Origin of the sequence: uncultured Plantibacter sp., from assembly GCF_963518075.1 — a bacterium.
Classification (GTDB): domain Bacteria; phylum Actinomycetota; class Actinomycetes; order Actinomycetales; family Microbacteriaceae; genus Plantibacter; species Plantibacter flavus_A.
On the sequence record NZ_CAUQHZ010000001.1, the window covers coordinates 423059 to 434987 of the forward strand.

At 70.9% G+C, this 11929-nt stretch carries 7 protein-coding genes; 5 read left to right on the forward strand and 2 right to left on the reverse strand.

Annotated features, from left to right (window positions below; all coding sequences use genetic code 11):
- The first annotated feature begins 18 nt into the window (after window positions 1-18).
- Window positions 19-1563: a leucyl aminopeptidase gene (locus RWN05_RS02030; protein WP_314138152.1), complete on the forward strand. Its 1545-nt coding sequence runs from the start codon at window positions 19-21 to the stop codon at window positions 1561-1563.
- 316 nt (window positions 1564-1879) lie between these two features.
- Complete coding sequence (locus RWN05_RS02035; protein WP_121293017.1) at window positions 1880-2524, forward strand: cyclopropane-fatty-acyl-phospholipid synthase family protein; 645 nt, start codon at window positions 1880-1882, stop codon at window positions 2522-2524.
- A 371-nt stretch (window positions 2525-2895) separates the two neighbouring features.
- Here the strand turns inward: RWN05_RS02035 and argG are convergent, their stop codons facing one another.
- Window positions 2896-4335, reverse strand: a complete 1440-nt coding sequence (argG, locus tag RWN05_RS02040; RefSeq protein WP_314138155.1) for an argininosuccinate synthase — start codon at window positions 4333-4335, stop codon at window positions 2896-2898.
- A gap of 362 nt (window positions 4336-4697) precedes the next feature.
- Window positions 4698-6677 (reverse strand): M13 family metallopeptidase, encoded by a 1980-nt coding sequence (locus RWN05_RS02045; RefSeq protein WP_175116694.1) that lies wholly within the window; start codon window positions 6675-6677, stop codon window positions 4698-4700.
- A 150-nt stretch (window positions 6678-6827) separates the two neighbouring features.
- Here RWN05_RS02045 and RWN05_RS02050 point away from each other — a divergent pair, with 150 nt between their 5' ends.
- The 3 genes from RWN05_RS02050 (at window position 6828) to RWN05_RS02060 (ending at window position 11799) form a co-directional block, all read left to right on the forward strand.
- On the forward strand, window positions 6828-9728 hold the full coding sequence (locus tag RWN05_RS02050) for a VTT domain-containing protein (protein ID WP_314138157.1): 2901 nt from the start codon (window positions 6828-6830) through the stop codon (window positions 9726-9728).
- A gap of 65 nt (window positions 9729-9793) precedes the next feature.
- A complete protein-coding gene (locus RWN05_RS02055) occupies window positions 9794-11134 on the forward strand; it encodes an MATE family efflux transporter (RefSeq protein ID WP_314138158.1) in 1341 nt (446 codons plus the stop codon).
- A 92-nt stretch (window positions 11135-11226) separates the two neighbouring features.
- On the forward strand, window positions 11227-11799 hold the full coding sequence (locus RWN05_RS02060) for a hypothetical protein (RefSeq protein ID WP_314138160.1): 573 nt from the start codon (window positions 11227-11229) through the stop codon (window positions 11797-11799).
- Window positions 11800-11929 lie beyond the last annotated feature (130 nt).

Consider the following 11929-nt stretch of genomic DNA (forward strand, 5'->3'; position numbering starts at 1 on the left):
CGAGACGAAGGACGCTGAATGCCATCCCGCCCCACCAAGCTGATCCCGCCGACCTTCTCCCGCACCCCCTCACTCGACGCCGAGGCGGTCGAGCTGAGCGTCGCGATCGAACTCCCCGAGGGCGTCGAGGCGATCGGCCTGGCCGTCGCCCCCGCAGCCGACGGCGCCGGCGACGACATCCCCGCCGCGCTCGGACTCGACCGCGCGGCACTGTCCCGCGCCGGCTTCACCGGCGAGATCGGCCAGACGCTCGTCATCCCCAGCCAGGACGCCCCGACGTACATCGCGGTCGGCGTCGGTGCACCCGAGAAGCGCACCCCGGCAGCCCTCCGCGACATCGCTGCGGCCTTCGCCCGTGCGGCATCCTCCTTCGCGAGCATCGGCCTCGACGTGGCGCGGTCGTTCGACCTCGACCCGGCCTCCGCCGGGCAGCTCGTCGTCGAGGGCGCGCTCCTCGCCCGGTACCGCTACACCGAGTTGAAGCGGGAGACGAAGCGCACCCCGCTCGTCGCGCTCCACCTCGTCGCCGGTGCTGAAGACCTGCCCGAGACCGCGACGGGCGCACACCGTGGCGAGGTTCTCGCCCGTTCGGCGAACCTCGCGCGCGATCTCGCGAACACGCCTCCCGGACACCTCACGGCGACCGATCTCGCCGAGGTGGCCGAGACGCTCGGTGCCGCCAACGGGCTCGACGTCGAGGTCTTCGACAAGGACGCGCTCATCGAGCTCGGTCTCGGGGGCCTGCTCGGCGTCAACGCCGGTAGCGTCGAGGAACCGCGCATGATCAAGCTGCGGTACACGCCGAAGGACGACGACGGCTCGCCGATCGAGGCCGCAGGACACCTCGCGCTCGTCGGCAAGGGCATCATGTACGACTCGGGCGGCATCTCGCTCAAGCCGTCCGACCCGTCCCACGCGGCGATGAAGATGGACATGGCGGGCGCCGGAGCGATCCTGTCCGCCATGACGGCGCTGGAGGAATTGCACTGCACGAGCAGCGTCACGGCGTTCCTCATGTGCACGGACAACATGCCCTCGGGCTCGGCCACGATGCTCGGCGACGTGCTGACGTTCCGCAACGGCACCACCGTGGAGATCAAGAACACCGACGCGGAGGGTCGTCTCGTCCTCGCCGACGGCCTGAGCCTCGCCGTCGAAGAGGAGCCGGACGCGATCGTCGACATCGCGACGCTGACCGGTGCCGCGATCATGGCGCTCGGCACGAAGACGGCGGCCGTGCACGGCACCGACCAGGGCATCGTCGACCAGACGCTCGCCTCATCGAAGGCCACCGACGAGCAGCTGTGGCAGCTGCCGCTCGAACGCAGCTACCGCAAGCAGCTCGACTCGGACGTCGCGGACCTCGCCAACATCGGCGGCCGGTTCGCCGGTTCGACGCTCGCCGCACTGTTCCTCGCGGAGTTCGTCGGCGACATCCCGTGGGCGCACCTCGACATCGCCGGCACCATGCTCGTGGAGTCGGACGAGTCGTGGCGGTCGAAGGGTGCGACCGGGTACGGCACGCGCCTCCTGATCGACCTGGCGCTCAACTTCCGCGCCTGACGCAGGACGCGGCGTCGATGCCCGGTCCCCTGAGCCTGTCGAAGGGCGGCGACCGGACCGTCTTTCCCCGCGAGCACTTCGACAGGCTCAGTGACCGGATCAGCTCATCCGCAGCCCGGTCACTGAGCCGCAACCCGGTCCCCGAGCCGCAACCCGGTCCCTGAGCCGCAACCCGGTCCCTGAGCCGCAACCCGGTCCCTGAGCCGCAACCCGGTCCCTGAGCCTGTCGAAGGGTGGAAGGCCACCGGGCACAACCTCCGTTGCCGTTCCGGCAAGAAACGGCCGTTCGCGGTCGGTGTCACGGCAGGCTGATGCCATGACCTCCGAGCACGAGCCCGCCATCACCGATCCCGCCGCCTTCTGGGAGCACCGCTACAGCAGCCGCGGCCAGGTGTGGAGCGGCAAGCCGAACGCCGCGCTCGAGCGCGAGGTGGACGCGTTGGCGCCCGGCACCGCGCTCGAACTCGGCAGTGGAGAGGGCGCGGACGCCGTCTGGCTCGCCCGGCATGGCTGGTCCGTGACCGCCGTCGACATCTCTCCGAGCGCGCTCGCCCTCGGAGCGTCGACCGCGAGCGAGGCGGGGGTCGTCGACCGCATCACCTGGGTGCAGGCCGACCTCGTCGAGTGGGAACCGTCGGCGACGTTCGATCTCGTCACCGCGACGTTCCTGCACTCCCCCGTCGAGTTCCCCCGCGAGGCGGTCCTCCGTCGCGCGGCATCGGCGGTCGCTCCCGGCGGCACCCTCCTCGTCGTCGGCCACGCCGGTCCGCCGCCCTGGGCGACCGAGCACATCGCGCACGCGCACTTCCCGACGCCCGACGAGGTCCACGCCTCGCTGGAGCTGGAGGCGACCGACTGGGAGGTCGTCACCGCTGGCCTCGTCGCGCGCGCTGCGATCGGGCCCGATGGCGAGCCCGCCGAGCTCGACGACAGCGTCCTCGTCCTCCGTCGCCGTCCCTGACTCAGGAGCGTCTCGGCGTGTCGCCTCGCCCGGCCGGCGTGTCGCCCCGACACGCCACCCTTCTCCTGAGTAGGGCACAACGCAACACCCGGTCGACACTCGGAGTCACCCGTCCCCGCGTAGGCCTGGCCGGTTCACAACTCAGGACGGCCCCGGCGGGTCACATCGGCCACCCGGCGTGTCCGGCGGGACGCGCCGCACCGGTCCTGAGTTGTGAACCCCCGCCGTACCCAACTCAGGAGTCGGCCGGTGTGTCGCAAGCACTCCCGCTCGACACGCCGCAGGACTCCTGAGAACGGAACGGGAGGGACAACGCAGAACGCCCGCCGCACTCCTGGAGTGCGGCGGGCGTTCGGCGTTACGTGGTGCGACTAGTCGGTGCCGGAGTCGAACGCGGCGCCCTCGGAAGCGAGGTCGGTCGCGCGCTCGAGGGCGTCCGCGGTCGGGTCGAGGAGTTCGCCGCCGAGGATCTCCTGCGCCTCACCCTGCTCGAGCTTGCCGACGAGGTCCGCGGTCGCGCCGCCGACGATGCCGGCCGCTGCGTACTGCTCGAGACGCGAGCGCGAGTCCGCGATGTCGAGGTTGCGCATGGTGAGCTGACCGATGCGGTCGTCGGGACCGAACGCTGCGTCGCCGACGCGCTCCATCGAGAGCTTGTCGGGGTGGTAGCTGAGGCCCGGGCCCGAGGTGTCGAGGATCGTGTAGTCGTCGCCGCGGCGCAGACGGATCGAGACCTCGCCGGAGACGGCGGAGCCGACCCAGCGCTGGATGGACTCACGGAGCATGAGCGACTGCGGGTCGAGCCAGCGGCCCTCGTACATGAGGCGGCCGAGCCGGCGACCCTCGTTGTGGTAGTTGGCGACCGTGTCCTCGTTGTGGATCGCGTTGAGCAGACGCTCGTAAGCGATGTGGAGGAGCGCCATACCGGGGGCCTCGTAGATGCCGCGGCTCTTCGCCTCGATGATGCGGTTCTCGATCTGGTCGCTCATGCCGAGGCCGTGACGACCGCCGATGGCGTTGGCCTCGAGGACCAGCGCGACCGCGTCGGCGTACTCGACGCCGTTGAGCGCGACCGGGCGACCGGCCTCGAAGGTGACGGTGACGACCTCGGAGGCGATCGCGACGTCTTCACGCCAGAACGGCACGCCCATGATCGGCTCGACGAGTTCCATGCCGGAGCTGAGCTCCTCGAGGCGCTTGGCCTCGTGGGTGGCGCCCCAGATGTTGGCGTCGGTGCTGTACGCCTTCTCGGTGGAGTCGCGGTACGGGAAGTCGCGGGCGACGAGCCACTCGCTCATCTCCTTGCGGCCACCGAGCTCGCCCACGAAGTCGACGTCGAGCCACGGCTTGTAGATGCGCAGGCGGGGGTTGGCGAGGAGACCGTAGCGGTAGAACCGCTCGATGTCGTTGCCCTTGTAGGTGGAGCCGTCGCCCCAGATGTCGACGCCGTCCTCCTTCATCGCGCGGACGAGCATGGTGCCCGTCACGGCGCGACCGAGCGGCGTCGTGTTGAAGTACGTCTTGCCGGCGTTGCGGATGTGGAACGCACCGCACTGGAGGGCGACGAGGCCCTCCTCGACGAGCGCCGACTTCGCGTCGACGAGGCGCGCGATCTCGGCGCCGTACTCCTTGGCGCGGTCGGGGACGGCGCCGATGTTCGGTTCGTCCGCCTGGCCGATGTCGGCGGTGTAGGTGCACGGGACGGCACCCTTCTCGCGCATCCAGGCGACGGCGACGGAGGTGTCGAGACCTCCGGAGAAGGCGATGCCGACGCGCTCGCCGACGGGGAGGCTGCTCAAGACTTTAGACACGCCTGCGATTCTACGGGTTCGCGCGCCACGGTGTTCATTCGCCCATTCTTGGGCGACGGAAGGCCCACTCGCCCAGGAATGGGCGAATGAACCGGAGCGGAGCACGTCGCCGCCGGTACCGCCTCGCCCGGGCCGGGGGACGGCGGGGGCTGCGGCGATATCGACGGCGACGCTGCTGTGAACCGGACGGATCGGACCAGGTCCACTCAGGCGCTGTTCGGGTCTCGCGCCATGAGCTTCTCGAGTGCATCGGGATGACGATTCGTCGACTCCAGAGTGATTCTCGCAGCGTCGACCGCCCTCCCACATGTCCCACTACTGGGGTCATCGGCAGGGGGCGACAGGCTCCGCGAGACGCGGCACTACCAGATGGTGACGCGCTCCTCGGGGGCGAGCCATGCGGCGTCGGACTCGGTGACGCCGAACGCCTCGTAGAAGGCGTCGATGTTCCGGACGATCTGGTTGCAGCGGAACTCGTTCGGCGAGTGCGGGTCGATCGACAGCAGTCGGATGACCTCCGCGTCGCGCCCCTTCTGCTGCCAGGCCTGCGCCCAGGAGAGGAAGAACCGCTCCGCGCCGGTGAGGCCGTCGATGACCGGCGGCTCGGCGCCTTCGAGCGACAGCAGGTACGCCTTCCAGGCGATGCCGAGCCCGCCGAGGTCGCCGATGTTCTCGCCGATCGTCAGGGCGCCGTTCACGTGGTGGTCGGGCACCTGGGCCGGAGCCAGCGCGTTGTACTGCTCGATGAGCGACGCGGTGCGCTCCTCGAACGCCGCGCGGTCGGCCTCGGTCCACCAGTCGGTGAGTCGGCCGTCGCCGTCGAACTTCGACCCCTGGTCGTCGAAGCCGTGCCCGATCTCGTGGCCGATGACCGCGCCGATGGCCCCGTAGTTCGCGGCGGCGTCGCGGCCGGCGTCGAAGAACGGGTACTGGAGGATGGCGGCCGGGAACACGATCTCGTTGAAACCGGGGTTGTAGTAGGCGTTGATCGTCTGCGGCGTCATGAACCACTCGTCGCGGTCCAGTGGCTTACCGATCTTGCCGAGCTCGCGGTCCATCTCGAACCGGCTGGCGCGACGGACGTTGCCGAGCAGGTCGTCGGCTTCGAGCTCCAGCGCCGAGTAGTCGCGCCACTTCACGGGGAAACCGATCTTGGGCGTGAACTTGTCGAGCTTCTCCAGCGCGCGCGTGCGGGTCTCGGGGCTCATCCACTCGAGGTTCTCGATGCTGTCGCGGTACGCCTCGACGAGGAAGCCGACGAGGACGTCCATCTCGTCCTTCGACGTGGCGCCGAAGTGTCGGTCGACGTAGATCCGCCCGACGGCCTCGCCGAGCATGCCCTCGACGAGCGAGACGCCGCGCTTCCAGCGCTCGCGCTGCTGCGGCGTGCCGGTGAGGGTCTTGCCGTAGAAGTCGAAGTTGGCGCGACCGAACTCCTCGGAGAGGTACGGAGCGGCACCGTGGACGACCTTCCAGGCCAGCCAGTCCTTCCAGGACTCGAGCTGCTCCGCGACGAGGAGCTCGCCGAGGCCCTCGAGGAAGCTCGGCTCGCGGACGACGATCTCGGCGAACACCGCGTCGGCGGCGCCGATCGCGTCGCGCCAGACGGCGAGGTCCGGGCCGTCGAGGTCGGCACCCGCGGCGAGCGCCGCCGCTTCGTCCCACGAGTACAGGTTGTACGTCTTCTCGCTGTCGCGGGTGGCGACGTTGTCCCAGTGCTTGGACGCGATCGCCGTCTCGAGGGCGAACACGCGGTCGGCGCGTGCGGCAGCGTCGTCGATGCCGGCGAGCTCGAACATCGTCTGGAGGTGTGCGCGGTAGGCGTCGCGGATCTCGGCGAAGGTGTCTTCACGGAAGTAGGACTCGTCGGGCAGCGTGATGCCGCCCTGTTCGGCGAAGACGAGGTAGCGCTCGGGGTTGCCGGGGTCGTTGTCGACGAAGAGCTGCAGGAAGCCGCCGACCCCTTCCGCCTCGAACTCGCCGGACAGACGGAGGAAGGACTCGATGGAGTCGACCGCTCCGACGCGGGCGAGCTGGTCGGCGAGCGGGGTCGCTCCGAGGGCGTTGGCGCGGTCGACGTCCATGAAGCTCGCGTACAGGGCGCCGATCTTCACGCCCTCCTCGCCGTCGGGGTTCGTCTGCGACTCCTCGATGATGTCGCGGACGGCGTTCTCGGCGTCTTCGGCCAGCTGGTGGAACGATCCCCAGCGAGCTTTGTCGTCGGGGATCTCGGTGCGGTCCATCCACTTGCCGTTCACGTGGCGGAAGAGGTCGTCCTGCGGCCGCACGGCCGGGTCGAGTTCGGAGCGGTCGATGCCGGAGGCGAGCTGCGCGTCAGTCATGCGGATCAGCCTAGCGACGGCACCTGACCACGGCTCGGGTGTTCTCTCAGAGCGGGCGTACCGCTCTGGACGGAGTCCTGTGGAGGAGCGTCCCGAGCGCTTCGGAGAACGAGGGACTACCGTTGACCCACCCGGCCGGAAGGAGCCCGCGTGGACTGGTTGGCCGACTTCCCGCCCGGCGTCCTGCTCCTCGTCGTCTTCCTGGTCGTCGCGGTCGAAAGCCTCGGCGTGCCGTTGCCGGGAGAGACCGTGCTCATCGGGGCGACCCTCCTCGCCGCGTCGAGCGGCCTGAATCCGGTGTTCGTCGCCGCTGCGGCCGCCGGTGGTGCGATCCTCGGCGACTCGATCGGGTACTGGATCGGCAAGCGATACGGTCGGCGGCTCCTGTCGGTGCTGAACCGCAGGTTCCCGAAGCACGTGGGGCCGAAGCGGCTGGGCGCCGCGGCGCACCTCATGCGGCGGTGGGGGCCGTGGGCGGTGTTCGTCGGACGGTTCATCGCGGTCCTCCGCATCTTCTCCGGGCCGCTGGCCGGTATGTTCCGCATGACGTACCCGCACTTCCTCGTCGCCAATGCGGCGGGTGGCATCGCCTGGGCCTCACTCGTGGTGACCGTCGTCACCATCCTGGGGAGCGCTGCGACCGAGTTCCTGCACCGCTTCTCCTGGGCGGCACTCGCGTTGGCCGGCGCCGCGGCCGTCGTGATCGCGGTGGTCGTCGTGTTCCGGATCCGTCGTCGGGCCGCCCAGCCGGCCGCCGATCGCGCGCCCGTGTCGATGACCGAGGCGGAGCTCGACGAACTGCTGTCGCCATCCGGCCCGGCCTCGGCCACGACCGACGCCGAAGACCGCGTGGACACGCCGCCCACCCGGGCCGCCGGCTCGGCCCCCGCCCGCACCGATCTGCGCGCCGCGATCGCCGTCGTCCTGACGCCGCTGCGCTGGGCCCTGCGGACGACCCCCGCGACCACCGCCTTCGTCACCGTCTTCGTCGCCCTCGGCGTCGTGACCGGTGGCCTGTGGCGCCCGATCGACCAGGCCGCCTGGTACCCGGCGTTCGCGTACGGGGTGCCGAGCCTCGAAGCCGGGCGCTGGTGGACGGTCCTGACGGGCATGTTCATGACCGCCGACCCGCTCGCCTACCTCATCGCGATCGTCGGCGCGGCCGTCTTCGGCGGGTGGGTGGAGGTCCGATTCGGCACGCTGCGGGCGTCGGCGATCTTCGTGGCCGGCCATCTCGTCGGTATCCTCGGGGCCCTCGGCGCGGCCCTGGCGCTGGCTCGGCTCGACTGGCCGTGGGCGCAGTCCCTCGTGACGACGCTCGACGTCGGTCCGAGCTGCGGCGTCCTGGCCTGCGTCGCCACCGCGACCGCGTTCATGCGTTCCCCCTACCGGCTGCGCTGGCGGCTGCTGCTCCTGTCGTGGGTGTCGATAGCGCTCCTCTACATCGGGAAGATCGACGACCTCGAGCACTTCATCACGACCGTCGTCTTCGTGATCGTGGCCCGCCTCCTCCTCGGCGAGCACCGGTCGACCCCGCGACCCACCATGCGCGACTGGCGACTCTTCGCGGTCGCCGGGTTGCTCGTGATCGGTGCGGTGCAGCTGCTCGTCACGCTGGTGCCGCTCGACGGGCCGCTCGGCTCGACCACCCTGACGCAGGGCTCCATTTTGGACGTCGGATTCGACACCGTCGCGATCCTGGTGATCGCGAACTGGCTCCGCCGTGGTCATCGCTGGGCCTGGTGGGCGGCGATGGTGCTCACCGTCGGCAACCTGCTGGTCACCCTCGCCCTCATCGCCCTCGCCTGGCTGGCCCAGGTGCCGGTCGTGGCGTCGACCATCTGGATCTCCGCGAGCGTCCTGTGGGTGGGACAGGCGGTGGTCCTCGGACTGTCGCGCCACGCGTTCCGGGTCGCGGCGAACCAGACCAGGCGACGCCTGCCGGGGGCGATCGGTCCTGGTGCGCGGCGAGCACGCGCCCGGGCGGCGCAGCTGCTGCGCGAACACGGCGGCGGACCGCTGGCGGCCTCGGCGCTCCGCCCCGAGAACCGGGTGTTCGTCACGGCCGACAGCGGACACGCGGTCGCCTACCAGCAGCACGCCGGCGTCGCGCTGGCCCTCGGCGAGCCGATCGGCGACCCCGGCGGTGCAGCAGCAGCGGTGTCGGCGTTCGCGACGGCGGCCGAGCAGGAGGGGCTCACCCCGGCGGTCTTCGCCACTCGCGACGCGTGCATCGTGCCCGAGGGGTGGCGGGTGTCGCCGCTCGGTCGAGACCTCGTGCTCGACCTCGGCGAGGCGGATGCATCAGAACCCGCTGGTCCGGACGATGCGACGGAAGCCATCGTCGCGGATTCGACGACCTCGATCCTGCTGCCCGCGCGCGAACTGCCGTGGGAGCTCCGCAGCCAGATCCGCGCGCTGTCCTCGGTGTGGGTGTCCGACCGGCACGTGCCCGAGCTCGGTCTCACCGTGGGTTCGAGCATCGACGCCCCCGATGGCGACGACCAGGAGTCGGCTGCCGCGGTCCGGGTCTCCGTCGTGACCGACGCCGCAGGCACCGTGCTCGCGGCGGTGTCCTGGTTGCCGATCCCCGGGGCCGGAGGCATCGTGCACGGGTGGGCGCTCGACGCGGTCCGTCGTGCTCTGCCGGACGACGACGTCGACACGGCTACGCGTGCGGGTACAGCCTCACGGGAACACACCGGCCGAGCCGTCGAGCGGGCCCTGACCGACGCCTGCCGACGATTCTCGTCCGAAGGTGCGTCCATGGTCTCGTTCGCTGCTTCCGGGCTGGCACAGGACGGCACCGAGCCCGACGGCGTCGCCGTGCGCACGATGGCCGGCATCGCCCACCGGGTCGACCCACTCGTCGGCTTCACCGAGATCGCCGACGTCGCCGAGCGCCTGGGCGCCACCGCCGTGCCGCTGCTCCTCGCCTGTCGCGAGGACGCCGATCAACCGCGGGTCGCCTACGCCGCTGCCGCGGGATTCCTCACCGGCATCCGCCTCCGCGACCTCCCTGGCCTGAGCGGATCGCTGCTCGCGCGGTAGGCCGTCGACTCGTCCCGTCTCGGACGGCGAAGCGGCGTGTCACCACCCGCAGCTAGGCTCGGCGGGTGAGCACGGGACAGGACAGGCGGCGGCTGCGGCCCGTCGACCGCGACATCCTGCGGCTCGCGGTCCCGGCGCTCGGGGCACTGATGGCGGAGCCGCTGTTCCTGCTCGCCGACTCCGCGATGATCGGTCACCTCGGCGTCGTACCGCTCGCCGGCCTCGGGGTCGCGAGCGCGGTCCTGCAGACGGTCATCGGGCTCATGGTGTTCCTCGCCTATGCGACGACACCGGCGGTCGCCCGTCGGCTCGGGCACGGCGACGAGCGCGGCGCGGTGTCGCTCGGGGTGGACGGCCTCTGGTTGTCGCTCGGGCTCGGCGTCGTGATCGGTGCGGCCGGCTGGTTCCTCTCCCCCACGCTCGTCGGGCTGTTCGGCGCGACGGACGACGTCGCCCAGCAAGCCGACACCTACCTCGGCATCTCGATGCTCGGCATCCCCGCCATGCTGCTCGTCTTCGGAGCGACCGGGCTCCTCCGCGGCCTGCAGGACACCACCACGCCCCTCGTGGTCGCCGGCGCCGGGTTCGCCGCGAACATCGGCCTCAACTTCCTCTTCATCTACGGCCTCGGACTCGGCATCGCGGGATCCGCCATCGGCACCGTCATCGCGCAGTGGGGCATGGTCGTCGCCTACCTCGTCGTCGTCCTGCGTCACGTGCGCCGGACGGGAGCGCGCCTCCGCCCGCACCGCGCCGGCCTCGGTGGAGCGGCCCGTTCCGGCGGGTGGTTGTTCCTCCGCACCGTCAGCCTCCGCGCCGCGATGCTCATCGCCGTGTTCGTCGCGACCGACCTCGGCACCGACGAACTCGCCGGGTTCCAGCTCGTCATGACCCTCTTCGCCACCCTCGCGTTCGCGCTCGACGCCCTCGCGATCGCCGCGCAAGCGCTCGTCGGCAAGGGACTCGGGGCCGGCGACGTGGCAGGGGTGCGCGCCGTCCTCATCCGCTGTCTGCAGTGGGGCGTCGGCTCGGGGATCGTGCTCGGCTTGGTCATCGCCCTCGCGAGCCCGGTCATCGGCCTGCTCTTCACGAGCGACCCCGACCTCGCGGCGCTCATCGTGCCCGCGATCATCGTGCTCGCCGTCACCACCCCGCTCGGCGGCGTCGTCTTCGTCCTCGACGGCGTCCTCATCGGCGCCGGAGACGCGAGGTACCTCGCGATCACCGGGCTGCTTAACACGCTCGTCTTCCTGCCGTTCGCGCTCGCGGTCCTCGCCTGGGCACCCGGCGGGCAGGCGGGACTCACCTGCTTGGCGCTCGCCTTCTTCGTCGGCTATCTCGGTGCGCGGGCGACGACGCTCGGCCTCCGTGCCCGGACGACCACCTGGATGCGCACCGGCGCCTGAACGACGATTGGGGAGTTGTCCCCATTGAGGCCGCAACGCCGGCACGCCAGTCTGGAAGCGACATCGATCCGCACCGTTCAGGGGGAACCACCATGCCACTCCACTTCGCTCACCACCGCCTCCGCGTGTCCGCCGTGACCGCGGTCGCCGTCCTCGGACTGTTCGGGCTCTCCGCCTGCAGCGGTGGGGAACCGGCCGACTCCAAGCCCGCATCGACCTCCTCGGCGAGCAGTGAGCCGGAGACGGAGGCCACCGAGGAGGCGCCCGCTGCGAGCGGCGCGAAGTGCACGGAGGAGCAGGTCAACACCCTCAGCGCGGCGAGCGGCGTGTCCGTCCCGGCAGCCGGTATCGCTGCTGCGAAGGCCTCCTTCACACCCGCCACCGTCGTGGGCGATCTGCCGGTCGTGTGCATGTTGAGCTTCGAAGCCGGCGCGGCTTCCGGCAGCTACGCCGTCCTCTCCGGCGGTGCCGCATCACTCACCGCGGCCGCTGCCAACGCCACCGCCGCGGGCGGCGAGGTCACCGAAGCCGGCGGTACCTTCACCACCTCGATCGACGGGCAGACCGTCGTCGGCGTGCCGTTCACGACGCTCACGAAGGAGACCGCGGGCTTCGAGAACGTGGAGGATCTGGTCGTCATCGCTGCGACCGCGCTGGCCGGATAGCGATTCCGCCCTGCCAGGCCGACGCCCGCCCACCCGCGCAAGGGTGGGCGGGCGTTCCCGTCGGCGCGGCTCAACTGGGCCAGGAAGAACAGCACTCGACCCGGGTACCGCGGTGCGGCCACGCCGGCGC

Coding starts and splice junctions, on each gene's coding strand:
- RWN05_RS02030 (WP_314138152.1), top strand. CDS start 19: ATGCCATCCCGCCCCACCAAGCTGATCCCGCCGACCTTCTCCCGCACC.
- RWN05_RS02035 (WP_121293017.1), top strand. CDS start 1,880: ATGACCTCCGAGCACGAGCCCGCCATCACCGATCCCGCCGCCTTCTGG.
- RWN05_RS02045 (WP_175116694.1), bottom strand. CDS start 6,677: ATGACTGACGCGCAGCTCGCCTCCGGCATCGACCGCTCCGAACTCGAC.
- RWN05_RS02060 (WP_314138160.1), top strand. CDS start 11,227: ATGCCACTCCACTTCGCTCACCACCGCCTCCGCGTGTCCGCCGTGACC.